The sequence below is a fragment of the Pseudomonas sp. NPDC089752 genome, assembly GCF_044748725.1.
In the GTDB taxonomy this organism is placed as follows: domain Bacteria; phylum Pseudomonadota; class Gammaproteobacteria; order Pseudomonadales; family Pseudomonadaceae; genus Aquipseudomonas.
Genome location: NZ_JBIVGP010000008.1, coordinates 1 through 25592 on the forward strand (window position 1 = coordinate 1; position 25592 = coordinate 25592).

The 25592-nt window shown below is 60.2% G+C and carries 21 protein-coding genes and 1 pseudogene; 14 read left to right on the forward strand and 8 right to left on the reverse strand.

Translation table 11 applies throughout. The features are described 5' to 3' along the window. The 4 genes from ACIPZF_RS14920 to ACIPZF_RS14935 all read right to left on the reverse strand — a co-directional run. A partial coding sequence (locus tag ACIPZF_RS14920) for a T6SS effector BTH_I2691 family protein (RefSeq protein WP_400800608.1) occupies positions 1–851 on the reverse strand: 851 nt, incomplete at its 3' end. 162 nt (positions 852–1013) lie between these two features. Continuing rightward, a complete protein-coding gene (gene galE / locus ACIPZF_RS14925; protein ID WP_400800611.1) occupies positions 1014–2006 on the reverse strand; it encodes a UDP-glucose 4-epimerase GalE in 993 nt (330 codons plus the stop codon). A gap of 75 nt (positions 2007–2081) precedes the next feature. Beyond that, positions 2082–4682: a glycosyl hydrolase family 5 gene (locus tag ACIPZF_RS14930; RefSeq protein ID WP_400800614.1), complete on the reverse strand. Its 2601-nt coding sequence runs from the start codon at positions 4680–4682 to the stop codon at positions 2082–2084. Between the two features lie 4 nt (positions 4683–4686). Further along, entirely contained in the window at positions 4687–6213 is a 1527-nt protein-coding gene (locus tag ACIPZF_RS14935; RefSeq protein ID WP_400800617.1) for an O-antigen ligase family protein, read from the reverse strand. A 94-nt stretch (positions 6214–6307) separates the two neighbouring features. Between ACIPZF_RS14935 and ACIPZF_RS14940 the strand changes: the two genes are divergently transcribed. From ACIPZF_RS14940 to ACIPZF_RS14995, 12 genes are all read left to right on the forward strand, one after another. After that, positions 6308–7684, forward strand: a complete 1377-nt coding sequence (locus tag ACIPZF_RS14940; RefSeq protein WP_400800620.1) for an oligosaccharide flippase family protein — start codon at positions 6308–6310, stop codon at positions 7682–7684. 259 nt (positions 7685–7943) lie between these two features. Next, positions 7944–9410 carry an FAD-dependent oxidoreductase gene (locus tag ACIPZF_RS14945; RefSeq protein ID WP_400800623.1) on the forward strand — a complete coding sequence of 489 codons (1467 nt, stop codon included), beginning with the start codon at positions 7944–7946 and terminating at the stop codon, positions 9408–9410. Positions 9411–9520: 110 nt separating this feature from the next. After that, positions 9521–10138, forward strand: a complete 618-nt coding sequence (locus ACIPZF_RS14950; protein WP_400800625.1) for an acyltransferase — start codon at positions 9521–9523, stop codon at positions 10136–10138. Then, positions 10131–11087 carry a glycosyltransferase family 2 protein gene (locus ACIPZF_RS14955; protein ID WP_400800627.1) on the forward strand — a complete coding sequence of 319 codons (957 nt, stop codon included), beginning with the start codon at positions 10131–10133 and terminating at the stop codon, positions 11085–11087. The genes ACIPZF_RS14950 and ACIPZF_RS14955 overlap by 8 nt, the downstream gene beginning before the upstream one ends. Positions 11088–11095: 8 nt before the next feature. Next, positions 11096–11620, forward strand: a complete 525-nt coding sequence (locus ACIPZF_RS14960; RefSeq protein ID WP_400800630.1) for a serine O-acetyltransferase — start codon at positions 11096–11098, stop codon at positions 11618–11620. A 62-nt stretch (positions 11621–11682) separates the two neighbouring features. Then, positions 11683–12660, forward strand: a complete 978-nt coding sequence (locus ACIPZF_RS14965) for a glycosyltransferase family 2 protein (protein WP_400800632.1) — start codon at positions 11683–11685, stop codon at positions 12658–12660. 10 nt (positions 12661–12670) lie between these two features. Then, positions 12671–13651 carry a DUF535 family protein gene (locus ACIPZF_RS14970; RefSeq protein ID WP_400800635.1) on the forward strand — a complete coding sequence of 327 codons (981 nt, stop codon included), beginning with the start codon at positions 12671–12673 and terminating at the stop codon, positions 13649–13651. A 33-nt stretch (positions 13652–13684) separates the two neighbouring features. Next, entirely contained in the window at positions 13685–14887 is a 1203-nt protein-coding gene (locus tag ACIPZF_RS14975; RefSeq protein WP_400800637.1) for a glycosyltransferase, read from the forward strand. Beyond that, entirely contained in the window at positions 14884–16071 is a 1188-nt protein-coding gene (locus ACIPZF_RS14980; RefSeq protein ID WP_400800640.1) for a glycosyltransferase family 2 protein, read from the forward strand. The genes ACIPZF_RS14975 and ACIPZF_RS14980 overlap by 4 nt, the downstream gene beginning before the upstream one ends. Beyond that, positions 16071–16841 carry a WecB/TagA/CpsF family glycosyltransferase gene (locus ACIPZF_RS14985; protein ID WP_400800643.1) on the forward strand — a complete coding sequence of 257 codons (771 nt, stop codon included), beginning with the start codon at positions 16071–16073 and terminating at the stop codon, positions 16839–16841. The genes ACIPZF_RS14980 and ACIPZF_RS14985 overlap by 1 nt, the downstream gene beginning before the upstream one ends. A gap of 186 nt (positions 16842–17027) precedes the next feature. Next, positions 17028–18443, forward strand: a complete 1416-nt coding sequence (locus ACIPZF_RS14990; protein WP_400800646.1) for an undecaprenyl-phosphate glucose phosphotransferase — start codon at positions 17028–17030, stop codon at positions 18441–18443. Between the two features lie 43 nt (positions 18444–18486). Next, entirely contained in the window at positions 18487–20148 is a 1662-nt protein-coding gene (locus ACIPZF_RS14995; RefSeq protein WP_400800649.1) for a phosphoethanolamine transferase, read from the forward strand. Here the strand turns inward: ACIPZF_RS14995 and ACIPZF_RS15000 are convergent. Next, positions 20126–21097 carry a LysR substrate-binding domain-containing protein gene (locus ACIPZF_RS15000; RefSeq protein ID WP_400800651.1) on the reverse strand — a complete coding sequence of 324 codons (972 nt, stop codon included), beginning with the start codon at positions 21095–21097 and terminating at the stop codon, positions 20126–20128. The two genes, ACIPZF_RS14995 and ACIPZF_RS15000, sit on opposite strands and share 23 nt — an antisense overlap. Positions 21098–21243: 146 nt before the next feature. Between ACIPZF_RS15000 and ACIPZF_RS15005 the strand changes: the two genes are divergently transcribed. Beyond that, positions 21244–22620: an L-serine ammonia-lyase gene (locus ACIPZF_RS15005; RefSeq protein ID WP_400800653.1), complete on the forward strand. Its 1377-nt coding sequence runs from the start codon at positions 21244–21246 to the stop codon at positions 22618–22620. Between the two features lie 45 nt (positions 22621–22665). Here ACIPZF_RS15005 and ACIPZF_RS15010 read toward each other — a convergent pair whose 3' ends face one another. Both ACIPZF_RS15010 and ACIPZF_RS15015 read right to left on the reverse strand, forming a co-directional pair. After that, positions 22666–23121, reverse strand: a complete 456-nt coding sequence (locus ACIPZF_RS15010) for a DUF1842 domain-containing protein (protein ID WP_400800655.1) — start codon at positions 23119–23121, stop codon at positions 22666–22668. A gap of 18 nt (positions 23122–23139) precedes the next feature. Then, entirely contained in the window at positions 23140–23733 is a 594-nt protein-coding gene (locus ACIPZF_RS15015; RefSeq protein ID WP_400800658.1) for a DUF1842 domain-containing protein, read from the reverse strand. Positions 23734–24049: 316 nt separating this feature from the next. Between ACIPZF_RS15015 and ACIPZF_RS15020 the strand changes: the two are divergent. After that, a pseudogene (locus tag ACIPZF_RS15020) lies at positions 24050–24157 on the forward strand (helix-turn-helix domain-containing protein); the annotation flags it as partial. A gap of 126 nt (positions 24158–24283) precedes the next feature. Here ACIPZF_RS15020 and ACIPZF_RS15025 read toward each other — a convergent pair. Further along, positions 24284–25579 carry an NAD(P)/FAD-dependent oxidoreductase gene (locus ACIPZF_RS15025; RefSeq protein ID WP_400800660.1) on the reverse strand — a complete coding sequence of 432 codons (1296 nt, stop codon included), beginning with the start codon at positions 25577–25579 and terminating at the stop codon, positions 24284–24286. Positions 25580–25592 lie beyond the last annotated feature (13 nt).

A 25592-nucleotide genomic window follows, 5' to 3' on the forward strand; every position in this document is an offset into this window, starting at 1 on the left:
GAGGTGAAATAGTCGAAGTGGCGCTGGGGTTCGGCGCGCCATTCCTGCAGGGCCTGGAACCAGGCCGTGCGTTGCGCATTGCACTCCATGACCATACCGACCGGGTCCGGCAGGGTCAGGGCGAGTACGCCCTTGGGCAACTGCTCCTGGGCGATGATGGCGCGCACATGCGTGTGGGTGACGAACAAACGGCTGATGCGCGGGTAGAAGCCGTGCACGCTGGAATACTTGCCGGGGTAATGGCTGGCATATTCGAGGACGTCGTCGAGGCCCAGGTCAGCATCGGTCATGGCGATGCCGACGCTGGCGGGGTCGTTGCGGGCGACGTTGAGGTCCAGCTCGACGAAACGGCCGCTGCAGTCTGGCGTATTGCTGGCAATCCCGTCGCGGTAGAAGTCCAGCACCTCACGCGGCCAAGGGTCGTTGGCGAAGGCGATCCAGGCCTTGCTGTAGAGCAGGGTGTTGATGTTGATGAAGGCGGCGATCACGTCGTGGCACTGCGTGGCGCAATGCTCAGGCAGCGGTTTGCCCGGTGACAGCGGCGGTTGTAGCGGTGAGAACTGGCGCAGTGCGCCTTCAGGCGTGACCTGGTAGGCCTGCCAGATCTGCTGGTCGAGCAGGACGTAGATATAGCCCTGGCGCAGGGTGCGCAACTGCTCGGTGCGCATGGGCAGGTGAGTGATTTCGCTGTCGACGGCCAGGCGGTAGGACTGGGTTTTGCTCGGGTGCGGCGCGTAGGCGGTTCGCAACAGCAGAATGGGCAGGCCGGAGCGTCGGCAGGTGTTGCAGGTCAGCTGTGGATTGGGGATGGCCTGGCGCGTGGCGAGGTCGATGGCGCTGCGGATGCTCATGTGTGAATATCCTCGCTACCCGTTGGCGCTTTCAGGCCAGCGAGTGGTTCTAGGTGTCAGATACACAGTCAGCTACTTGCTTCGGCTGTGGTCCTGAACACTAGCGAGGAACCAATTCTCGGGGGAGGTTGCAGTTTCCTAAAACAATGTGGGAATTTTCTACTATCGTTCCATTTGAAGCGCTTTCACGACTTGACGCCAGGGATATTTGAGCTCCCATTCCCAAGCATGCCGCACAATCTGCTCCAACGAATCAAACCGCGGCTCCCACCCCAACACCAACCTGGCCCTGGCAGCATCCGCCACCAACCTGGCCGGATCACCATCGCGTCGGGCTGCTTCGATCACTTCAATCTTTCGCCCTGTCACAACGCGTGCGGTATCGATCACTTCCTGCACCGAAAACCCCAGCCCATTACCCAGGTTGAAGGCCGTAGTGGCGCCGCCCTTCATCAAATACTCCACCGCCAACTCATGCGCCGACGCCAGGTCGGCAACATGCACGTAATCCCGAATACAACTGCCATCCGGCGTATCGTAATCGTGGCCAAAGACCGTGATGGCTTCACGTCTCCCAGAAGCGGCCTGGAGGATCAACGGAATCAGGTGGGTTTCCGGCTCATGACACTCACCCAACGAACCCTCGGGGTCGGCGCCCGCCGCATTGAAGTAACGCAGGCACACTGACTTCAACCCATAGGCTCGGTCGAAGTCCTGGAGGATCTGTTCGACCATCCACTTGCTACGGCCATAGGGGTTGATCGGCACCTTGGGATGCTGCTCATCGATAGGCACGTATTGCGGATCGCCATAAACGGCAGCGGTGGAGGAGAAGATCAGATGCCTGATCCCGGCCCGCACCATCGCGTTCAACAGGGTCAGCGTGGCCGCGACGTTGTTCTGGTAGTACTTGCCAGGGTCGGTGACCGACTCAGCCACCTGAATGAAAGAGGCAAAATGAAAGACTGCATCGAAGTGGCATTCGCTGAACAACGTATCCAGCGCGTGGCCGTTGGCGATATCCAACTCGACCCATTCGATCTCCGGCCCAGCGGCGGCGGTATCCGCCACCACCACCTCATGCCCGGCGCGCATCAGGTGCTTGACCATGTGCGAACCGATATACCCTGAACCCCCGACCACCAAGTACTTCATCCAATCCTCCTGGAACAGACGCAGCGTCGAATGCCTGGAATTCAGGTCTGAATTGACTCTAGATGGCGATATGCCCTATTTCAAGAAAAGCCAGTTGGTCATGGTCTGGCCGTCGAATGTGATCTGGTAGCGGCCATCCTTGTAGCTAGAAACCAAAGTCTTTTCCTGGCCGTCGCTGCTGCGGCTGTAGAGCTTCAACCCTGCAGGTGCCTTGATGCTCAACGTGCCTTCGAGTGGTTCGACGTGGAACGGCGTCATGTCGTCAGGCCGCGGTACGGCGCGGGTGCCCAATGAGATCAGCAGGCTGCGCGACTGAGTAAGCGGTTTGGCATCGAGGCTTTGCACCGCGACGCTGGCATACGCGGTTTTCAGTTGCAGCTTCAAGTCACCCATCTCCAGTGATTGGCCTCCCAGCCAGCCGGTCGCGGCCTGGGTCAATGGCGTGTCGATGGTGTAAACGCCCTGTTGCCAGTTGCGGCGCAGTTCACCGGTATCGGTGGTCGATTCGCTGGCGTTGGCATCCAGCAAGGATTGATCGGGATCGTGCAGCACTTGGGCATCGGCAGGAATGGCGCCGGCCTGCAGCCAAGGCAATTGGGTCGTTTGGGGGAGGGCGATCTGCAGCCTGCCTTTTTCCAAAGCGGTGCGCAGCAGCACCGAGGTGTTGGGTGTGATCTGTTTGTTGAACAAGGTGTCGGGCGTAGGCGCGAACACGTAGCGGGTTTTGGCCAGCTGCACGTCTTCACGGCGGTAGAGCAGGGCGGCAGCGGGCATAGTGGCCATCAGCCCGGGGTCGTTGTAGGCATTCCAGTTATCGGCACGGCGCCATTGGCTGAGGAACGCCTGCTGGCTGTAGGCATACTGCATGATCGCGTCCCAGCCCTGGTGGCTGGCGGTGGCGGCCACATACAAAGGCAGCGAGTGGCGATCGGGCAGCGGGAAGGGTTCGGCGTTCCACTCGGTGACGGTCATCGGCAAACCCAGCACCTGGGCAGCGCCAAGCCAGTTGATCATGCCGTCGCTGGTCAGTGGGTTCTTCTCCAGCTGGCCGATGCCGCCATAGCTGTGGGCGTCGATCACGTCACCTGTGGTCAGCGAGGGCAGTGAGGACAGGCCGTTGCCACCCCAGGTGCTGGTGGTGGCGATAGGTACCTTGACCCCGAGGTCGCGCAGGTCCTTGATCATGTCGACAAAGACGCGATGCTCCAGGTCGTTAAGGAACAGTTTCGAAGGGCCTTGCTCCCAGGCGCGCCAGGTTTTGTCCGCCGGCAGGTCCTGGCGAGCGGCAAATGCCCTGGCTTCATCCATGAACAGCTTGCTGTGTTTGGGCACGCCTTTGTCCGGCAACAGGGCGTTGCCAAAGTGGTGGGTGATATCGTTCTCGTTGGTGATCAGGATGGCCGCGATGGCCGGGTCGTCCTTGTAAGCCAGCCCGGTATAGGTGTTGACGTGGCTCATGTACTGCTGGGCGAACCGCTTCATGGCCTGCTGCAGGGTGACGTTGACGTAGGCATAGCCCTTGAGGCCGGCGACATCATGCTCCTTGGGCAACTCATCGAAGCCATAAATGTTGTCGTTGGCGGTCAGTACCCGCGACACATTCATGTCCAGCCACACATAGATGCCTTCGTCCTTGAGGCACTTGATCCACCAGTCGATCTTCTTCAGCGCTTCGGCGTCTAGTCGCTGGGTATCCTTCAGCTGGGTCAGGTCGCCGAAGACATTCGGGCTCACCCAGGGTGAGTCATGGTGGTGCAGCCTGACCAGGTTGAAGCCCAGGGCGGAAAGCCGCTTGGCCTGCGCCTTGATCTCCTCGTCGGGTGTTTTGAACAGGGCATAAGCCGACAGGTTGGTGCCCCAGAAACGTACCGGGGTGTTGTCGGCGAACACCAGCTGTTCACCGGCAGCCTTGACGAAGCCGCGCTTGCCTGCGGGCTTTTCCGCGGCATTGAGGAACGACAAGTCCACCGGCGACGCGCGCCAGTCGAGCTTGTCATCCGGCCATTGCATGGGGTCGGCAAGGCCGAAGCGTTCGCTCGGGGTTGGGCCGAGGGTGATGTCGCCGGTGACATTCAGCACGGCCTTGATCTGTTTGCGACCAGGGCGGATCGGATCGGTAAAGAAGAACGTGCGGATCTGCCGGGTGTCGCCCCGTTCGAAATAGACCTTGGCCAACGGCGGGTCGAAACGCATTTCCACGCGTGGCCCTTGCGCGTTCTTGCCCCATGCCCAGCCGCGATTGTCTGGCAGCAGCACCGGGTCTCCCATCTCCCCGGCGATCAGCGCCGGGTCGAAGTCCCAGACGATACCGCCCCCCATGACGTCGGCCTGCTTGCTATGGGCTTGCAGGTCGAAATTCCAGGTCAAGGTTTGTGCCTGATCCTTGTTGATATCAGCTTTGAGATCGAAGTCCAGGTCCTTGTTCTGGCCTGTCAGGGTGTAGTGGTAAGGGCCTTCGACCTTGAGCGTCGGATAAAAGCCGGTCCAACTCCAGTTATCCCCCCAGAAGTTGAAACTGGACGCCATCGCCGGGCCGCCGCCGCGGGTCAGGCCTGGCAAGCCATTCTGCTCATTGACGCTAAGCACCCATTCCGAGGCCCAGGCCGCCAGCGGCAGTGTCAGCAGGCCAAAGAGCGCCGTTGCCCAGGTGAAAGGGCTGAGGACTTTACGCAGCATCGGATTACCTCGGTTGCAGGCTGGCGTTGGCGGGTTGTGTGGCATCGACATGGGCGAGCCTGCGGACCATCTGGATGTAGGCAATCCCCAGCCCACCGATCGACCAGTAGATCACCGGGATCACCGTGATGCTGCTGACCGTGAATATGGTCACCAGGATGCCGATCAAGGTGGCCAGCAGCACCCGACCGAGTTCGCGATACGGGTCATCCCTGTCGGTGAAGGTACGCAGGGTTTTGCGGATGCCCAGCAACACGCAGGCGAAGAACCCCACGAACAGCGACAGCCCGACCAGGCCGATGCGCAGCGCCAGGTTGATGTAGGTATTGACGATGTCGATGATGCCCTCGCCCTGGATCATCGATTGCATTTCCGGGGTATTGCGGAAGTCGAACGAACCGAACAGTGGGTAGCGCTGAATGACGATCCACGAGTTGTCCAGCAGGCGCTCGCGGTAGGTGATGTTCTCGTTGTCGACGCTGCCGATGAACGGCAGCAGGTCAAGCACTTTTTCGCCACCGGGCATGATGCTCAGCAAGGGAATGCTCAGCAGCCCGGCCAGGCCCAGCAAGGCCAGGCGGCTGACCGCGCGCCGGCCCATGGCGATGTACACGACGATCAGTACCACAGCGCCCACCCAAGGGCCACGGGACAGCGGCGCGAACAGCCCGGCGGCCAACAGCAAGGCGCCGAGGTAGCGTTGCATCTTGTTGCGCACGAAACCCTGGACGAACAGGAACAACCCGATGGCCACTGTGATGACATAGCCCAGGGCAATGGCCTGGCCGGTGGTGACACTGGCGCGCAGTGCACCGCCGCGGCTCAGGTAGCTTTTCATGCTCCATTCCACGCCGAGGGCATCGAGCAGGGCGTTGTACAGCAGCCAGTGGCGCACATATTCGGCCACCGCCAGCAGCGACAGCACGAACGCGGCAATGACGAAAGCCAGCATGACATCCTTGAAATCGCTGATTTCCCGTATTCCCCGGCTGGCGACGTAATACGGCAGGAACACGTCGACATACAGGTAGACGCCTTGGCGCAGGGTGTCAGTGACCGTGGTTTCGCGTAGATACAGCAGGGCCATCAAGATCAGGCTGGCGGCCAGCAGCTTGTCGGCCAAAAGGCGGCCGAAGCGCAAGGTGTCGGTTTGCTTGCTCAGTACCAGCGCTGCGGGCAGCAGCACGCACAGGGCCAGAATGCGCTGATGATTCAATTCGATCAGGTAATTGACCACACCAAACCCGGGCACTTCGATCGATGCCGGCGGGATGACGAACAACAGCATGAAGAACAACGCCATTGGATTGCGCTCGCGGCGCCTGGCCGTGAGCAGGATGACGGCGGCGACTGCGCTGTAGATCCAGTAGCTGTGGGCAAAGAACGCCACGAGGGTCAGGGCGAACCACAAATTGCGCCGGCGCTTGTAGTCACCCTCGGGAATCAGGTCGGTTGCTGGGCTGCGGACCATGAAAAACACCACGCAGGCCACAAACAGAATGACGATCAGCGCACGAATATGTTCTGGCATCGAGGAGGTCACCTGTCCCTGTGTGGGTGGGCACTAGCATCATGGCTAATTGAAACTATAGTGACTTCTAGCCAATCAGTCAGAGATTGAAGTCATGCCGTCGATTGATGTGCAAGCCTCTTCCAGTCTGCGCAAGCGCGCCTTGGGTGCCGGGGCATGGAACCTGGTCTCGCTGGTCGCCTCGCAGGTGCTGCGCCTTGGCGGCAACCTGATCATGGCCCGATTGCTGCTGCCGGAAATGTTCGGCGTGATGGTCATCGCCACCACCGTTTCAGTGCTGCTTCACCTGTTGTCCGATGTTGGCTTGCGCCAGAACATCATTCAGAGCCACCGTGGCGACGATCCGCTGTTTCTCAATACCGCCTGGACCGTGCAGATCGTGCGCGGTTTCACGCTGTTTGCCTTGACGCTGTTGTTGGCCTTTGGCGCCTGGGTCGCGCAAGTGGCTGATCTGTGGCCAGCGCATTCCACCTACGCAGCGCCCGAGCTGCCGATGGTGCTGGCGGTGACCGGCCTGTCGGCGATCATCTGGGGCTTCCAATCGACCAAGATAGACGTCGCGGTACGAACTTTCCAACAGAAGCGCGTGGTTTTGGTGGACATTGCCTCGCAGGTCGTCGGTTTGATCACGATGCTGCTGATTGGCTATTTCACCCGGTCCATCTGGTCACTGGTGATCGCCGGGCTGACCTCTGCCCTGGCCGGCACACTGCTGGGGCACCTGGCCCTGCAAGGGCCGCGCAACCGCCTGCAATGGGACCGTGAGGCGCTGACCGAACTGATTGTCTTCGGCCGCTGGATCCTGCTGTCGTCGATGGTCGGCGTGCTGGCCATGTACGGCGACCGCATCTGGTTCGGCGGCACCATGACGGTGGCGCAACTGGGCGTGTATTCGATTGCCGTGCTGATTCTGAGCTCGCTGCAGACCGGCCTGCTGAAACTGTTCGGCTCTGTGGCGCTGCCGGCGTTCAGCGAAGCGGCGAGGAGTGGTGACAAAGCCCGCCTGCAAAGGCTCTACTTCCACTTCAAGTTGATTGTGGACCTGGTGATGCTGTTCCTGTGTGGCGGATTCCTGACGGGCAGCCCGCTGCTGATCGGCTGGTTGTACGACGCGCGTTATGCCGACGCGGGCCCGATGTTGGCTATCCTGTCGTTATCGTTCTTCACCTTGCGCTACACCCTGTCGCACCAACTGTGGATCGCCCTGGGCCATACCAAGTACCAGGCGATGGACAACATTATCCGGCTCATCTCGTTGTGGAGCCTGATCCCGCTGTTGCTGGCCATTGGCGGGGTGAAGTATGCGATCTGGGGCGCTGCGCTGCATACCTTCCCAACGCTGATCCTGATCATTTACGTCAATTGCAAGCTAGACATATTCAGTGTGAAACGTGAACTAGTGGTACTGCCGATGATGGCGGTCGGCGCGCTGTGCGGGTATTTGCTCACGCGTTTGTTCGCCTGGCTTTGAAGCCCTCTCGGTAGGTTGCGCATAACTATAACGGGCTCAATACAATCAATGGCATAGGTCTTGTGATCATGGGGAAGCTGCAGTTTTTTACTCGGCAGTCGGGTCGTAGGGGCTTTCTTCGCAATTGTGTCTTGTTGGGTGCTGGTGTTGCCGTGTTCGGGGGCGCGTACACGGTAGCGCGCAAAGCTGCGCCGACCGGCGAATTTGTCGTGATCAATGGTTGGGTGTTGCCTTCCGAGTACTTCAAGGACGGGCGAGCATGATCAAGGACTATGAGTCTGAGAAAACGCTACGAAAGGCGTACGACGTCTGTATCGTGGGCGCTGGCCCGGCCGGAATCACCCTGGCCTTGCGCCTGGCCGAAGCGGGCTGGAGCGTGGTATTGCTCGAGGCCGGCGGGCATGAATATACGCCACGCTCTCAAGCATTCTACACATGCACCTCGACCGGCCTTGAGTTGTATGCAGAAGAAACGCGGCTGCGCTACCTGGGGGGCACTTCCAATCACTGGGCGGGTCGCTGCCGCCCATTCACGGCATCCGATTTCTCGGTTGCGCCACCTGTGGACTTGCCCGGCTGGCCCATTACCTATGCCGAAGTCGAGCATTACCTGCCGGCGGCCATGGAAATCGTCGATTTGCCGCAGGGCGCCGACTTCAGGGCAATGAACACGGGGCTCGGCGGCGGCGATTTCGACGCTGACTGTTTTTTGCTCAGCCCGCCCACGCGCTTTGCGCAGAAGTACGCCGCCGCGCTCAAGGACACGGCCGGGCTTGAGGTCTTCATCAACTGCAACTGCGTCGACTTGGAGTTCGATCAGGCTTCCGGCCAGTTGAAAGCCGTGGTGGTGTCCGACTACGACCATCACCGTGATCGCGTCAGGGCCAGGCAGTACATATTGGCAACCGGTGCCATTGAGAATGCCCGGCAGTTACTCAACAGCACTTCACTGGTAGCGGCGGGGGTTGTGAAGAAGGATGGCCTTACCGGGCGTTGCCTGATGGAGCACCTGAACATCGACATGGGCACGTTCATCTTGAAAGATGGGCAGGGTATCGAGCCACGCCAGTACTACACCACCGATGCCTTTGTCGCCGATTACCGAGCCGGTAAAGGCAATGTGTCCGCAACAGTGCTTTCCGATGTCCAGACCTACGGAAGGACGGCGGAGGTGAAGCACTTTCTGGAAAACCTCGCCTGCGACATGGGGTGGGCCAGCAAGATTGATTTCGTGGCCAAATTCAGTTGCCCGGGAGATGGCGTCATCAGCACGATGATCGAGCAGTTTCCCAATGCACAGAGCCGCATTTCATTGATCGATGAAAAAGATGAACTCGGCGTTGCCAAAGTCAACGTCAATTGGGCGCTGACGGCCACCGACCGGCATACCATCAAGTGCATCGGTGCTGAACTGGCTAAGCAGTTTGCCGAGTCGGGGCTTGGTTTCGTCAAATTGAACGATTACGTCTACGACAGCGAACTGCCCCTGAAGATGTCGCCTCATGCGCATCACATGGGCACCACGCGGATGGCGGCGTCAGCCGAGTTCGGTGTGGTCGATGTCGATTGCAAGGTTTTTGGCACGGACAACTTGTTCGTCGCCGGCAGCAGCATCTTTGCCACAGGAGGCGCCTCGAATCCAACGATGCCGCTGTTGCAGTTCGCGCTCCGGCTGGCCGACCACCTCGACACAAAGTTGAAGGCGGCCAGTGGTGCGCGGGTTTGAAGGAATGAAATAACGAATAAAGGGTTGAGAGCGTTGCGGTCAGCACATAGAAGAACGAGACCGGTTCGCCTCAGGGACAGTCCAGGAGTTTGACGTGCGAGGCTAGCAGTATGAAGGGATGGATACGGAACGCCATGACGCAGTACTTTCACTCGACGGGGCGAGGCAGCTCGGCCTACAAGAAGTTTTGCAATCCAACGCCCTTGGAGTGGGGCACTTACCTGGCGCGATGGGGCAAGTTTCATTCGGTGGGCAGTAATGTCTACATCAACTGCGGTTGCAATGTGACAGACCCGACATTGGTGCGCATCGGCAGCAATGTCGGCCTGTCGGACTGCACACTGATCGGCCACGATGGTGTGGTGGCGTTGATCGAGATCTGTTACGGCAAACACCTGGATTCGGTCGGCTACATTGATATCAAGGACAACAGCTTTGTCGGGCATGGCGCGATCGTCATGCCGCGGGTAACCATCGGGCCGGACTCGATCGTCGCTGCTGGCGCTGTGGTCACCAAGGATGTGCCACCCGGTACCGTGGTCGGCGGCAACCCGGCCAAATTCATCTGCACCACGGAAGATTTGATCAAGCGGGTCGAGGAGCGCTGCAACGCCTATCCTTGGATCGAGACGGTGAAAAACCGCAAGGGCGCCTACGACCCCACGGTTGAGCCCGCGCTGGCTCGTCAGCGCAGCGAGTATTTTTTCGGGGACGGTAGCCATGGATAGAAAACCCGTCGATGTGATGGTGGTCAACTTCAATACCGCATCGTTGCTGCAGCCGATGTTCGATGCGCTGCGCCAGGCCGGCAGCGAACGGCTGGCCAGCTACCTGGTAGTGGATAACGCCTCCGTCGACGACTCGGTGCAGCGGATGGCCGAGGTCTGCCCCGAAGCGGTCTTGCTCAGCAACAAGCTCAATGTGGGTTTTGGCCGTGCCAACAACCAGCTGTTGGCGCATCTGCAGGGCAAATATGCACTGCTGCTCAATACCGACGCCTTCGTCGCCGAGGACAGCCTGCAAAAAACCGTCGAATACATGGACGCGCACCCGGAATGCGGCATCCTCGGCGTGCGTCTGGTGGGGCGCGATGGTGACCTGCAACCCAGTTGCCGGTATTTCCCGACACCGTTGAACGTGTTCGTCGCACGGACCGGGCTCGGGCGCTTTTTCCCCGGTTTGAAGATGGTCGACGAGATGAACTGGGACCATGGCTCGGTGCGTGAATGTGACTGGTTGCCCGGCTGCTTTTACCTGGTGCGCCGAGAAGTGCTCGACCAGGTGGGGCTGTTCGACCCGCGTTACTTCCTTTATTACGAGGAGGTCGACCATTGCAAGCGGGTCAAGCAGGCCGGCTGGAAAGTGGTGTTCTACCCGCATACGACCGTCGTGCATATCGGCGGTGAAAGCTCCAAGTCGGTCGCCGAGCTGGAAGCGGCGAGCCGGCAGATCTCCAGCTACCAGATCGAAAGCGAGCTGCTGTACTTTCGCAAGCATCACGGTGTGTCGGGGTTGATCCTGCACATGCTGCTGGTGAGCCTGGGTGACCTGGTGCTTGCACTCAAGGCGCTGCTCAAGGGGCGCGGTTGGGGTGCGATAAAGGCCTGCTGGCGGCACACCCAGGCCACCTGGTCGCTGCTGTTCAAGACCCAGTTCGCAAGCCAACCCACACGTTAGGTGAAGCCATGTTCGATAACATTCGCGCGGACTTGCGTGCACACGGTGGCGATTGGGGCGCTCAGGGTTTCTGGGTGCTGGTGGTGTACCGCTTTGGCCGTTGGCGTTATGGCGTGCGACCTGCTTTTTTGCGCAAGATCCTGTCGTTTGTCTACAAGGTGCTCTTCAAGTTCGTGCAGATCATTACCGGCGTCGAGTTGCCTTGCGAAGTGGTGATAGGTCGCAACTTCGTCATCGATCATTTCGGCGGCATCGTCATCAGCGGCTATGCTCGATTCGGCGATGACTGCCGGATTCGCAACGGCGTGGTGGTCGGCCTGAAGAACGTCGACGAACCGATTGCGCCGGTGTTTGGCAACAACGTCGATATTGGCGCGGGCGCCAAGGTGCTGGGCAACATCCGCATTGGCAACAATGTTGCGATCGGCTCCAACGCCGTGGTGTTGATCGATGTGCCGGACAATTCATTGGCCGTCGGCGTGCCTGCGACCATCAAGGCCAGAAAGCACAGCGAAGCGATGGAGTGCACGTGATCCAGCCAATGAGTGGCCGCGGAAAAAAGGTGGTTCCGTTCAGCGCTGTCGAGTGAGGCCCCATGGTGACAGGCATTGGAGTTGTGGTTATCGGCCGTAATGAGGGCCTACGCCTTGAGCGTTGCCTGGCGTCGTTGGCCGGGCGCGCGGACAAGGTGGTCTACGTCGATTCGGGCTCCACTGACGGTTCGCTGGCGCGGGCCGCTGCGCTCGGCGTCGAAGTGCTGGCCCTGGACATGACCCTTCCGTTCACGGCCGCACGCGCCCGCAACGAAGGGTTTGCCTGCCTGCAACAACACCTGCCCTCGGTCCGCCACGTACAGTTCGTCGATGGCGACTGCGAGGTGAATGCCGACTGGCTGGCCAAGGCGCAAGTGTTTCTCGATGCGCACCCGCAGGTGGCGGTGGTCTGCGGGCGACGCCGCGAGCGCTTCCCCCAGCACTCGGTCTATAACTTGCTGTGTGATCTGGAATGGGATACGCCGTTGGGCGAAGCCAAGGCCTGCGGCGGTGACGCACTGATGCGGGTCGATGCCTTCGTGGCGGTGGCCGGTTATCGCCCCGAACTCATTGCCGGTGAGGAGCCCGAACTGTGTGTTCGGCTGCGAGCGGCTGGCTGGAAGGTCTGGCGCCTGGGCGCTGAGATGACCTTGCACGATGCCGCCATGACCCGCTTCGGCCAGTGGTGGCGGCGCAGCCTGCGTGCAGGCTATGCCTATGCCGAAGGCGCATCGTTGCACGGGGCGCCACCTGAACGGCATTGGCTGCGCGAATCGCGGCGTGCCTGGTTGTGGGGTTTGGGCATCCCGCTGTCTATCGTTCTGGCGGCCGTGCTCCTGGGGCCGTGGTGGCTGCTGTTGCTGTTGATCTACCCACTGCAGGCTGCGCGTCTGGCGCGGCGCGGCAGCCGATCGGCGCGTGAGAACTGGTTGCAGGCGGTATTTCTGGTACTGGGCAAATTTCCTGAAATGTTCGGCCAGGTGAAATTCCTGCTGAACAAATTCGCGGCCGGCAAGCCGGTGCTGATCGAGTACAAATGAGATGCCCAAGATGCTTGGATCATTAGCCAAAAGTGTGCTCATCCTGCAACCCGGCTACTCGTTGCGCGCATTGAACAACAAGCGCAAGTTGGCGCTTGCGATGTACCAGCAGTGGCCGGACCTGCGCGGGTTCATTCAACGCATGTCGAGTGCCTTGGGCCAGGAACGCTTTGCCAGGTTGGGGGTGGACTGCATCGGTATGGTGCAGTGGCCCTACATCAGCAAGGTCTGGGATGCCCCTGAGCGGTTCGAGGTGGTGGCTTCGCATTACGAAGTGGTCGCCAGAGACTACCCCACGTTGTTGCTGTTTGGGCGTGATGAAAGCCGGGTGGTCTGCGACCTCGCCACGTATTCCAAAGGCTGCACCCTGGTGCTGGATCGCCCCATCTGGTTCAAGCGCGAAGGGGAGTTGGTGCTCAACCTGTTCCAGGGCGACCTGCGCGTGGCGTCCATAGCATTCACGCTGGCTCGCAGCAAAGGCGAACTGGAGCTGTTCATCGGGGCGGTGCAGGGCATTCACAAGGGCATCGACAGCGAGACGTCGTTGAACATCTATCGCGATCTGACCAAGGATTTCGAAGGGCTACGCCCAAGAAGCTTCCTGATCGAGGCCCTCAAGTGTATTGCCAGAGCGATTGGCGTGGCACGCATCTATGCTGTCAGTGACGCGTGTCGGCACCACCGCCACCCCTATTTTGGCGTCGACAAGGCCCAGGACCTGGCCGCCAACTATGATGTGATATGGCAGGAGAATGGCGCTGATGCCTCGTTGCGTGAAGATTTCTTCGCGCTTGGGCTGGCGCCGGCAAAGCGGACCCTGGAGGAGGTCGCGCCGAAGAAGCGCGCCATGTACCGCAGGCGTAATGAACTGCTGGACGCTGTATTTGCCCAGATAGAAGCAGCATTGCCTGGCACCGCTGGGCAACAAGAGCTGCCGCTGCAGCCAGTGACGAACAGCAAGAAGGGTCAGGGCATCGCGGAGTCGACTTGACCATTGAGTAAACGGACTTCGATTTGGGGGCGTATGCGCATTGCTTATTTCATCAATCAGTATCCGAAGGTCAGTCACAGCTTCATACGGCGTGAAATCCTTGCGTTGGAACGCCAGGGCATCGAGGTTCAGCGCATCGCCCTGCGTGGTTGGGATGCCGAGCTGCAGGACAGCGACGATCTGACTGAGCGAGGTAGAACGCGGTATGTGCTGCAAGACGGGGTCAGGGGGCTGCTCAAGCCCGTGGTGCAAGTACTGCGCGCCCAGCCACGAAGGTTTTTCGCCGCGCTGAGCCTGGCGCTGCGCATGGGCCTGCGGGCCGATCGGGCCTGGCCCTATCATCTGGTCTATCTGGCCGAAGCGTGCCGCGTCGTGCAGTGGCTGGAAGCTTTTGGCGCCGAACACGTCCATGCACATTTCGGCACCAACTCAACCGAAGTGGTGATGCTGGCCAACGCGCTCGGCGGGCCGAGCTACAGCTTCACGGTGCATGGGCCGGAAGAATTCGATAAACCACAGTTCCTGCACATGGGGGAAAAGGTCCGCCGCGCCGCCTTCGTCGCGGCGGTCAGTTCGTACGGGCGCAGCCAGTTGTTTCGTTGGGTCGCCCATGAGCATTGGGTAAAGGTCAAGGTAGTGCATTGTGGGTTGGAGCGGGGCTTTCACGAGGGCGCCGCGGTTGCGCCACCGGCTGCGCCGAGGCTGGTTTGCGTGGGACGCTTGTGTGAACAGAAGGGGCAGCTGCTACTGCTTGAAGCCGCGCGGATCCTGATGGCCCAGGGCATCGCGTTCGAAATGGTGCTGGCCGGTGACGGTGAAATGCGCGAGCAGATCGACGCGCTGATTGCCCGCCATGGCTTGCAAGCCCAGATACGCGTCACCGGCTGGATCAGCAGTGCCCAGGTGCGCGAAGAAATCCTCGCCGCCCGTGCGCTGGTATTACCCAGCTTCGCTGAAGGATTGCCCGTGGTGATCATGGAAGCGATGGCCCTGCGTCGCCCTGTGCTCACCACCTATGTCGCCGGTATCCCCGAACTGGTTCGTCAGGGCGAAAACGGCTGGCTATTCCCGGCAGGCGCCGTCGAAGAGCTGGCGGCGGCGATGGCCGACTGCCTGGCGCAACCTGCCGATGCCCTGCAGCGAATGGGTGATGCTGCCTATGAGCGCGTGTTGCAGCGCCACGACATCGACACCGAAGCGGCCAGGCTGGTCGGCTATTTCAAGGCAATTGCATGATGACTTTACTGAGTTGGCTACTGGGCACATTGGCATTGCTGGTGCTGTTGCCGGTGCTGGTGTTGTTGATCCAAGTGCTGCTGGCGTGCCTGCCGGCGCGGCCCGCGCCGATGCTCAAAGGCGCAAGACCACGGGTGGCGGTGTTGGTACCCGCGCACAACGAGGCATCGGTGATTGCCTCGGCGCTGGCCACCATCCGACCGCAGTTGGTCGAGGGCGATCGGCTGTTGGTGGTGGCGGACAACTGCAGCGACGACACCGCTGTATTGGCACGCGCCGCCGGTGCAGAGGTGATCGAGCGGCAAGATGCGCATCTGCGCGGCAAGGGTTATGCGCTGGATCATGGCGTGAAGCATCTGGCCGCAGACCCGCCCCAGGTGGTGCTGATCATCGATGCGGATTGCCAGGTGTCAGCGGGTGCGATTGAACGCCTGGCCCACTGCTGTATCGAGTCTGGGCGGCCTGTCCAGTCGCTCTACCTGATGCACGCGCCGGCAGGTGCGGGGCTGAAGGTACAGGTCGCCGAGTTTGCCTGGCGCGTGAAGAACCTGGTGCGTCCACGCGGTTGGACGAGGGCCGGCCTGCCGTGCCAGTTGATGGGGGCAGGCATGGCGTTCAGTTGGCAGGACGTGACCGCCGCCAATTTGGCGACAGGCCACCTGGTCGAGGACATCAAGCTTGGCCTGGAGCTCTGCCGTGACGGCAAGCCTGCTTTGTTCTGCCCGGCGGCGCAGGTCACCAGCCAGTTCCCGACCAGCCAGGAGGGCCTGAGCAGCCAGCGCAAACGCTGGGAACATGGGCATTTGGGCCTGGTGCTGGCAGAGGGGCCGGGCTTGATCGGCCGTGCGCTGAAGCAGGGCAACTGGCCCTTGCTGGCCATGACCATCGACCTGCTGGTACCACCGCTGGCGTTGCTATCGTTGGCCATGATGGTGGTTTTCGCCCTGGCCTGGTCGGCGTTTCTGTTATTTGGCGTTCTGACGCCCGCGTTGATTGCCACAGCCAACCTGGCCTTGCTGGGCGCTGCCGTCCTGCTAGCCTGGTGGCGTTTTTCGCGCGAGCTGATCCCGTTTTCTGTCTTGCTGTATGCCCCTTTTTACGCGGCGAAGAAGATTCCCCTGTACCTCGGTTTTCTGCTCAAGCGCCAAGTGGAATGGGTGCGCTCGAAACGGGATGACAACTAATGGACGACTGGGCTTGGCTGAAGCGCTGGAAGGCGATCATCGGCAAATTGCGCGTGGTCAGTGACCCTGCTGACGAACAGAAAGTGCTGCAGGCTCTGTGCGCACCACAGGCGGCGACTGTGCTGGGTTTCGTCAATGCCCATGCCATGAACCTGGTGGCCGCCGACGCTCATTACGGCGAGGCCCTGGCCGCCGCTGACGTACTGCTGCGTGATGGTTCCGGTATCGCGATACTGTACCGCCGTCTCGGGCTGGCACCTGGGCTGAACATGAATGGCACCGACTTCATTCCCGAGCTGCTGGCCGCCTTCAGCGGCAGGCGGGTGGCATTCTGGGGCACCCAGGAGCCGTATCTGAGCCAGGCAGCGCAACGCAGTGAAGCCCTTTACGGGGTGCAAGTCGTGTCGGTGCGCGATGGTTTTGCTGATGTCGACACCTACATCGAGCTTGCTCGGCAATTGCAGCCAGAACTGATCGTGCTGGGCATGGGCATGCCCAAGCAGGAAACCGTCGCGGCGAGACTGGCCGAGGTTGGCAGGCCCTGCCTGATCGTCTGCGGCGGGGCCATTTTGGATTTCATCGGCGGCAAAGTCACGCGCGCGCCGAACTGGTTACGTCGGCTGGGGGGGGAGTGGGTCTACAGGCTGCTCAGAGAACCCAAGCGCTTGTTCGTGCGCTATGTGGTGGGCAATCCCCTGTTTCTGCTTCGCGCCATGCTGTGCACGAAGACGACGCTTGCGCAGGCTTCGAGCAAGCGGCCGGCAGGGTGATTGCGCCAGAACGGACGGCGGGACGGAATCACGGCCGCACTGCTGGCCGGGTGCTGCTACAGTTAAGCTAACGGCGTGGGGTGCCGGGGTCGAAACTTAATGATTTTGTATTAAATCTAAGGTTGGTTTTATCGCATTGGTGTAATGGATATGCGTTCGTCGCGCATTTATAAATGAGGCCTCATAATGGTATTCGAGCCTAGAAGTAGCCGTTCCCTGCTGCAGCGCAGAAGTAGCGTGAGTAACGCCATTCAGGCGGGCCTGGACGGGGTGGCTGTCACCGGAGTGGCGTGGTACCTGATTTATGACCGGTTTGGTTACATTACATCAGACTATGTAATCATGCTGTTGCTGTTGATCGGTGCACTGGCTGTCATTTACGACCATTACGCAATTTATCGGAGTAACGTCGGGCTTTCCGTAAAAGCCTTCAGGCTATTCAAGGCGTGGTCGGCAACATTCTGTTTTCTCGTGGTTATTGCCTTTGTGACCAAGCAAAGTGAAACGTACTCGCGCTTGTTGGTCGGGCAGTTATTTGTGATCGGTTATATTGTTCAGTTGACGCTGCATATCGTCATGCGTGAACTGCAAAAGCGTTTTACCGCTCGCGCGCGCCTGGACAACGCCTTGATTATTGGTGGGGGCGACCTGGCCAACTTCCTCTATCAGAAAATAAGCAACAACCCTTGGTTCGGCGAACGGGTGATGGGTTGCGTATTGATCGATGAAGCGGAGGGGCCGGATGCGGCAGGTGCGAAACTTAGGTTGCCTGTTCTGGGCCGCATCGGCGACCTGGATGAGATCATCGCCAAACAGGCGATCCGTACGGTGTATATCGTGACGCCGCTCGGTGGCTCGGAACTGATCAACGATGTCTACCTGAGGCTGCTGGACAAATGCATCGCGGTCAACTGGGTGCCGGATATCTTCTCCCTGCGCCTGATCAACCACAGCGTTCGTGAAATTGCCGGTATTCCGGTCCTGACCTTGTCCGAAACACCGCTGACTGGCATGAGCCTGTTCCTGAAAAACCTCGAAGACCGCGTGCTGGCGGCGTTCATCCTGCTGTGCGCTTCTCCGGTATTGCTGGTGGTCGCTGCGGTCATCAAGTTCGACAGCCCGGGGCCAGTGTTCTTCCGCCAGGAACGCACGGGCTGGACCGGTGAGTCGTTCCGTATCTGGAAGTTTCGCAGCATGCGCGTGCACCAGCCTGAAAGTGGCGTCGTGCAACAAGCGCAGAAGAACGACCCAAGGCTGACCCGAGTCGGCGCCTTCATCCGCCGCACCAGCCTGGATGAACTGCCGCAGCTGTTCAATGTGCTGACGGGCGAAATGTCCTTGGTCGGCCCGCGCCCGCATGCGCTGCAGCACGACACGCTGTATTCCCAGGACATCGTCGATTACTTCGCTCGCCACAATATCAAGCCTGGCATGACCGGCTTGGCACAAGTGCGCGGTCACCGCGGTGAAACCAAGGACATCGAGCAGATGATCCAGCGGGTGAACTCGGACATCGAGTACATCAACAACTGGTCGCTCTGGCTCGACTTCGTGATCCTGGTGCGGACCCTCAATGCCTTCACCGGCAAGCAGGCCTACTAGCGGATTGCGTTTGACCTGGCACTCAGACGAGAGTCATAAAATAATGAAAACCATGTCCTGGCTGGGTGAGGGTGCGTCAAAGGTTGCGAAAGCAGAGTGGCCGACCCTGCTGTTGTGGTCATTTCTGCTGTCGCCATTGATGGTCAGGTTGCTCGCTGACTGCCGGTGTTCGAAAACAGATTTGCTGGTTTTTTACACCCTCGCCATCTCATTGTTATGGCTGGTGGCGCTACGTTTCGTGTCTGCCAATCAGTTCAAGGTTCATGTGTTTTTACTGCCGTTCTATCTGGCAGCCAGCATTGATCTGTTTCTGGTGCTCAATTTCGGCTCACGGTTGACTGCGGCCTATCTTTTTATTGGTTTGACCAACTACAAGGAAGCCGGGGACTTCCTGGTGACCTATTGGCATTCAATCGCCATAGTGCTGCTGGTGTTTGCGCTGTGTTACGGTCTTGGCTTGGCCGGCCTTTACGGACGCCGACTTTACAAAAATAAAGCCGTGTTCTGTTTGGCCGTGGCGGCGTTGTTTGTGGGGTATGGTGCGTACTTTTACAAGACCGTTAAACTTAATTCGTTTGGAAAAAGCGCGGTCCTGGATCTTGTTGCCAAAGACCAAAGCACACCAATGGGCTACTTGTCACAAATCGGTCTGACGCTGAGCTTGTACACGGAATCGAAAATCTACATAAAGCAACGCCTGGAATCCGAAGTAAAAATAACCGCGATATCTAAAGATGCCGAATTAGAAACCTTGGTATTCGTGATCGGTGAATCATCACGTCCGCATAATTGGTCGCTGTTCGGTTACCACAATGAAACCACACCGAATCTTGACAAGGCGTCAGGCGTGTTCAAGTTCAACAGCATGTGCACGACTGCGCCTTATACGTCGGTTGCAGTGCCCTCACTGCTCAGCCTGGAGCCCATCAAAAACTGGGACCTGATCGCCTCGACCAAGTCCCTGGTGGGTATCTATCGCGCGGCCGGCTACAAGACCTACTGGTTGTCATCGCAGGAGGTCGACAGCTTTGGCGGGATCATTCCGCAAATGGCGGCAGAGGCGGAAAATCGTCAGTACTTCGAGCGCAGCTACGATGGCGCACTGATCTCGGAGTACGAAAAAATCATCCAGCAAGGCGGCGCACAGAAGCAGGCGATCTTCATCCATATCAAAGGCAGCCACTTTGAGTATGCGCGTCGCTACCCGAGTGAGTTTGCCAAGTTCAAGCCAGCCACCGACAGCACGAAGGACAGAATCACCGCCGACTACGATAACTCCGTGCTGTACACCGACTGGCTGCTGGGGGTGCTCATCGATCAGCTGAAAGCCAGCCAGCGCAAGTCGTTGCTGGTGTACGCGTCGGATCATGGTGAGAATTTGCTGGACGACAACCGCAACCTGCTCGGCCATGGCATGGGCAACGAGTATGACCTTTCGGTCGCGGCGTTCATCTGGGGGTCCGATAACTGGTCCAAACCGCAGTGGCAGAAGCTGCAGAAGCTGAAGGGCAGGGAAGGGCAGCGCGCCAGTATTTCTTCGCTGCCGCATACGCTGTTGAATATTTCCGGCATTTCGATGCCGGGGTATGACAGTACCCAAGACCTTTTGAGCAACGATTTCGTCTCGTCGAGGTGCCCGCACCAGCTCGCCTCGGGCTACGTGCCGTCGTTCGATTTCGACGTCAAACGGGTTGCGGCGGATTGATCGCGGCCGTGCTGGTTTGAAGGGGGTGTTGCGTAAGGAAACTCTTCGCTTCTTCCACCAGCCAGTCATGCACGGCACGCGCCCCCGGTTGGTTCAGCCCGCCCGGTGGGTAATGCACCACATAGCGCTTGTGGTTGGCGATGGGTACGCCGAACGGCACGATCAACGCACCGCGCTCCAGTTCGTCGTTGAGCAAGGTGCGCCGGGCGATCGCCACGCCAACACCGGCAATCGCCGCCTCGATGGTCAGGTGGTTGCGGTTGAACGTATGCCCTCGCCGTACATCCAGCCCAGATGCGCCGATACCCTCCAAATAGAACTCCCACTCGGTAAAGTCAGAGCTGCCGCGCCAGGCGGTGATGTCGTGCAGCAGCGGATAGTGCGCCAGGTCCGCCGGACCGTGCAGTGGCGGTCGGCCACGCAGCAGTGCAGGCGAGCAGACCGGGAAAATCTGTTCGTCCAGTAAGGGTGTGGAGTGCATCCCTGGGTAACTGCCATCGTTCAGGTCGATGGCCAGGTCGAAGTCACCCGGGTGCAGTGCGTGAGCGCTGTCTTCGGCGACCAGGCGCAACTCGATATCCGGGTAACGTTGCTGAAACCTTGGCAAGCGGGGCGTTAGCCATTTGGCCAGGAAGGATGGAATCGAGCGCAGGCGCAGCGTGCCGCGGATTTCGCCAGCATCCAGGCGCAGCAGCTCGGCTTCGATGCTGCCATAGGCTTCGGCCACCGTCTGCGCCAGGCGCTGGCCTTCGGCGCTCAACTCCACGCCGCGGGCCCGGCGCTGAAACAGACGATAGCCAAGGCGTTCTTCCAGCTGGCGCATCTGCTGGCTGACCGCTCCGGGGGTGATGTGCAACTCCTCGGCGCAGCGGGTGAACGACAGGTGCCGGGCCGCGCAGGAAAAAACATGCAGCCAGACGAACATCTGGCCATTGAGTTGTCGTCGCATTGTTTAGTACCGCTAAAGCCTTGCTTAGGAAGTTTCGTTGGTCATCAACGCTTGAGCGGCGCAGTATCGCGCCAATCCGCAGTTGCGTTCAATTTCTTCAGATAACCGCGTGTCGGCATTTCAGCCGAGCGTGGTCAGGCATTAGCATGGCTATCAGTGTTTTCGACCTTTTCAAAATCGGCATCGGCCCCTCCAGCTCCCACACGGTAGGCCCGATGCGGGCAGCGGCGACCTTTGCCCGGGCCTTGCGAGCCCAGGGTTTGCTGGAGCAGGTAGAACGCGTCGAAGTGCGCTTGTACGGTTCGTTGTCTGCCACTGGCGTAGGCCACGCAACTGACCGCGCCTGCTTGCTCGGCCTGATGGGGCAATGGCCGGACCGTATCGACCCGGCCACCATCGAGTCGCGCATCGGCCAAGTGATACAGGAGCAGTGCCTGATGCTCGATGGCAGCCAGCCGCTGAACTTCGTCTACAGCCGCGACATGCTATTGCTGGATGAGAGCCTGCCGTATCACCCCAACGCCATGGCCCTGGAAGCGTTTGATGGCCAGGACAGCCTGTTCAGCCAGACCTACTATTCCGTCGGTGGCGGGTTCATTGTCGAGCAAGGCGAAATCGATGCACCCCAACAGCAGGCCGATGCTGTCACCCTCCCTTACGAATTCTCCAGTGGCGCCCAGTTGCTGGCGCTGTGCAAGGCTCACCAGCTGAGCGTGGCCCAGTTGATGATGGCCAACGAATGCGCCTGGCGCCCCGAAACCGAAGTGCGTGAAGGTTTGCTGCGCATCTGGGCGGCGATGCGCGAGTGCGTTGTCAATGGCTTGCACAACGAAGGCATCCTGCCGGGCGGGCTGGGCGTCAAGCGCCGCGCCGCGCGCCTGCACCGCAGCCTGCAGGAGCTGGGCAAGCCGAACGTGATCGGCTCGACCTTGAGCGCCATGGAGTGGGTCAACCTGTTCGCCCTGGCGGTCAATGAGGAAAACGCCGCCGGCGGGCGCATGGTGACCGCACCTACCAACGGCGCGGCGGGCATCATCCCTGCGGTGCTGCACTACTACATGAAATTCAACCCCGAAGCGTGCGACGACGATGTGGTGGCATTCATGCTGGCGGCCGCCGCTGTCGGCATCCTGTGCAAGAAAAATGCTTCCATCTCCGGTGCCGAAGTGGGCTGCCAGGGCGAGGTCGGTTCTGCCTGCTCGATGGCCGCCGCCGGCCTTGCGCAAGTGCTGGGTGCGACGCCACCGCAGTTGGAAAACGCCGCCGAGATTGCCCTGGAGCACAACCTGGGCCTGACCTGCGACCCAGTAGGAGGGCTGGTTCAGGTGCCGTGCATCGAGCGCAACGCGATTGCCGCAGTCAAGGCGATCAATGCCGTGCAAATGGCGCTGCGGGGGGATGGTGAGCACTTCATTTCGCTGGATCGAGTGATCCGTACCATGCGCGACACCGGTGCGGACATGCACGCCAATTACAAGGAAACCTCGCGCGGCGGACTGGCAGTAGCATTCGTTGAGTGTTGATCAAGGTGTTTGCCGGCAAGCCAACTTGCCGGCAAACACTGGGGACTACGCGCCTTGTAACTGGCCGATCGCCGCCTTCAAGCGCTGCGCCAGTTGCGGCCGGTCCTGGTGGGTGATATCCGGCGCCTTGCGTACCCGGCCGTGCTGATCGATCCAGTGGCCGTTGCTCAGGTAGCGGTAACTGGCCGAACCTGCGTTCCATTCAGCATCCAGCAGGCCGTGCAGGTGGAAGGTCTGCGCAATCTGGCTGAAGCGACCACTGGGGCTGCCGTCCAGGCTCAGCACGATCGAAGGCGCGCCGGTCGGGGCAAATTGCAGCTCGCTGTAGTCACCCCAGACATTTGCCTGGAACACCTGTGGCGGGTAGGTGGTCTGCGAGGCTCGCGCCTTGCCGGTGACTTTCTTGGTAACGGTGTTCACCAGCAGGTCGAGGGTCAAGGCCGGCGCCCCGAGCAAGCCGTTGCTGACATTCAACCGGGTGTGAAAGAGTCCGATAGCCATTTGTAGCTCCTTGCCTGCTCAGGCTTTCTTGGCGGCCTTGGTGGCCGGGCTGGTGGTCGATTCGATCGCCTGATGCAGGGCCTTGCCGACGGCGCTGCCGGCCAGTCCCTTGAGCTGCGCCCCATCACCGGTGGCGATGACTGCCTCCAGCGTTGCGTTGTGCAACTCGGTCTGCAGGTCGACGTTGGCCAGCTGCTTGATACGCTGGCCTTCCAGCACCACCGGTACATTGTCCACGTTTACCCAGCGCTGGCCATTGAAGTACTGATAGTTGGCCACGCCACGCTGCCAGTCATGCTCAAGCAGCACCTGCAGCTTGAGCAGCAGCGGTGAATTGGCATGCGCGCCACCCTGGTTGCCTTGCACCGTAAGCAGGATCTTGCCTTCGCTCGGAGGCTGCACGGTCAGGTAGCTATAGCTGCCCCAAGTGTCCAACTGCAGGTCCAGGGGCGGATTGGTGGTTTGGGTGACTTGCGCGTGGCCAGTCAGGCTGCGGTCCGGGGTGTACACCAGCAAGTCCAGCTGCAGACGCTGGGCACCGGGCGCGTTATTGCCGATCTGATAGGAGACCGGGAACAGTCCGGCCGAGGGTGCGAGCAGTGATTCAGACATGATTGCCTCCATTGCATCCGATGAATGACAAACTCATACATGGCTGCGCAGGCGGGCGAGAAAACGAGGAAAGAGGAAGGTGAGCGCAACGGCCCAGTGCGAGCGGCTGTTGTCAGCCGTCTTGTGCAGCCATCCTTGGTGTACGGTGCCGCCTGCCTGGCAGCCCGCTTGAGTAAAGCAGGGCGGCGAAGCGGTGATGGCCTTTTTGCATTATCTCCGACAGGCGGCTTGGAGCACCTCTAAGGAGGCTCTGAACGGATCTGGACGAATCCTAAATTCCAGCAAGAGTTTGGTGCCTTTATTTTTGCGGCCGATGAGTGCATCGACAGTCCGCAAATGAGAGCAGGGGGAGACGCGCCCGGCTGGGCCGGCGTTGAAGCTGTTGAACGTCATCGCAAGCAAAGGGTTGCAGGCGATTCTCTGAGTACTTAATGTTGTTTCTAGCTTTTCTTCAATTTTACTTATTTATCAATTAGATAAACTTTTAACCTCAGGTGTATTATCAAGTGCCAAGGGCTCGATGCGCGCCCCTGGCGACTGGCAGGAGCTGTTAGCCCAGCACCTCCCGCAACCGATACCACAACATCCCCAACGCCAGCAGCGGCGAGCGCAGCGCCTTGCCGCCCGGGAAAGTCAGGTGCGGTACGGCACTAAACACATCCAATTCCTGGCTGTGCCCGGCTGCGATACCTTCTGCCAGCAGCTTCGCCGTCCAGTGCGTAACGTTCAGGCCGTGCCCGGAATAGCCCTGGGCGTAATACACGTTAGGGTACTGGCTCAGCCGTCCGACCTGTGGGAAGCGGTTGGCGGTGATGCCGATCATGCCGCCCCATTGGTAGTCGATGCGCACGTTGGCCAGTTGCGGGAATACCTTGAGCACCTTGGGCCGCATGTACGCGCCGATATCCTTGGGATCGCGCCCTGAATAGTGACAGGCGCCGCCAAACAGCAAGCGACGGTCGGCGGTCAGGCGGTAGTAATCCAGGCCGACTTTCTGGTCGCACATGGCCATGTTCTGCGGGATCAGCGCTTTGGCTACGGCCTCGGACAGTGGTTCGGTGGCGACCACGTAACTGCCGGCTGGTAGCACTTTGCCGCTCAGGCGTGGCTCCAGTTCTTCGAGGTGCGCATTGCAGCCGAGCACCAGGCTCTGCGCCCTGACCCTGCCGCGTGCGGTGTGCAAGGTCACCGTGGCGCCATGTTCGATGCGCAACACCGGGCTCTGCTCGAAGATGCGCACGCCCAGGCCGTGGGCCGCACGCGCTTCGCCCTGGACCAGGTCAAGCGGGTGCAGATGGCCTGACCCCATGTCCACCAGGCCACCGGCATACTGGTCGCTGGCAACGATTTCGTGCAGGCGATCAGTGCCGACCAGACGCGTCTCGTGGCGATAGCCGAGCTCGGCCAACTCCGCCTGTTCGTCCTTGAAAGCGGCGAACTGAGCCGGTGTATTGGCCAGCTCACAGAAGCCCCAGCGCAGGTCGCAGGCAATGTCGTACTGCTCGATCCGCTTGGCCACCAGCGCGACTGAATCGATGCCGGCCTGTTTGAGGTAGCGCACACCGTCCTGGCCGACGTAGCGGGCAAAGCCGTTGACGTCATGGCCTATGCCACGGATCAGTTGGCCGCCGTTGCGCCCGCTGGCGCCCCAGCCGATGCGCCGGCCTTCCAGCAGGATCACCGACAGACCACGCTCGGCCAGTTCAAGCGCGGTGTTGACCCCGGTGAGGCCACCGCCGACCACACAGACGTCGGCACTCAGTTCGCCATCGAGGCTGGGGTAGGGTGCGGTATGACGCGCGGTGGCGGCGTAGTACGACGCAGTGTGTTGGGTATCGAAAGGCATGGCGCGTTCTCGG

Coding starts and splice junctions, on each gene's coding strand:
- ACIPZF_RS14960 (WP_400800630.1), top strand. CDS start 11,096: ATGTTCGATAACATTCGCGCGGACTTGCGTGCACACGGTGGCGATTGG.
- ACIPZF_RS15010 (WP_400800655.1), bottom strand. CDS start 23,121: ATGGCTATCGGACTCTTTCACACCCGGTTGAATGTCAGCAACGGCTTG.
- ACIPZF_RS14990 (WP_400800646.1), top strand. CDS start 17,028: ATGGTATTCGAGCCTAGAAGTAGCCGTTCCCTGCTGCAGCGCAGAAGT.
- ACIPZF_RS15005 (WP_400800653.1), top strand. CDS start 21,244: ATGGCTATCAGTGTTTTCGACCTTTTCAAAATCGGCATCGGCCCCTCC.
- ACIPZF_RS14985 (WP_400800643.1), top strand. CDS start 16,071: ATGGACGACTGGGCTTGGCTGAAGCGCTGGAAGGCGATCATCGGCAAA.
- ACIPZF_RS14945 (WP_400800623.1), top strand. CDS start 7,944: ATGATCAAGGACTATGAGTCTGAGAAAACGCTACGAAAGGCGTACGAC.
- ACIPZF_RS14965 (WP_400800632.1), top strand. CDS start 11,683: ATGGTGACAGGCATTGGAGTTGTGGTTATCGGCCGTAATGAGGGCCTA.
- ACIPZF_RS14950 (WP_400800625.1), top strand. CDS start 9,521: ATGAAGGGATGGATACGGAACGCCATGACGCAGTACTTTCACTCGACG.
- ACIPZF_RS14955 (WP_400800627.1), top strand. CDS start 10,131: ATGGATAGAAAACCCGTCGATGTGATGGTGGTCAACTTCAATACCGCA.
- ACIPZF_RS15025 (WP_400800660.1), bottom strand. CDS start 25,579: ATGCCTTTCGATACCCAACACACTGCGTCGTACTACGCCGCCACCGCG.
- galE (WP_400800611.1), bottom strand. CDS start 2,006: ATGAAGTACTTGGTGGTCGGGGGTTCAGGGTATATCGGTTCGCACATG.
- ACIPZF_RS14930 (WP_400800614.1), bottom strand. CDS start 4,682: ATGCTGCGTAAAGTCCTCAGCCCTTTCACCTGGGCAACGGCGCTCTTT.
- ACIPZF_RS14970 (WP_400800635.1), top strand. CDS start 12,671: ATGCTTGGATCATTAGCCAAAAGTGTGCTCATCCTGCAACCCGGCTAC.
- ACIPZF_RS14935 (WP_400800617.1), bottom strand. CDS start 6,213: ATGCCAGAACATATTCGTGCGCTGATCGTCATTCTGTTTGTGGCCTGC.
- ACIPZF_RS15000 (WP_400800651.1), bottom strand. CDS start 21,097: ATGCGACGACAACTCAATGGCCAGATGTTCGTCTGGCTGCATGTTTTT.
- ACIPZF_RS15015 (WP_400800658.1), bottom strand. CDS start 23,733: ATGTCTGAATCACTGCTCGCACCCTCGGCCGGACTGTTCCCGGTCTCC.
- ACIPZF_RS14975 (WP_400800637.1), top strand. CDS start 13,685: ATGCGCATTGCTTATTTCATCAATCAGTATCCGAAGGTCAGTCACAGC.
- ACIPZF_RS14980 (WP_400800640.1), top strand. CDS start 14,884: ATGATGACTTTACTGAGTTGGCTACTGGGCACATTGGCATTGCTGGTG.
- ACIPZF_RS14940 (WP_400800620.1), top strand. CDS start 6,308: ATGCCGTCGATTGATGTGCAAGCCTCTTCCAGTCTGCGCAAGCGCGCC.
- ACIPZF_RS14995 (WP_400800649.1), top strand. CDS start 18,487: ATGAAAACCATGTCCTGGCTGGGTGAGGGTGCGTCAAAGGTTGCGAAA.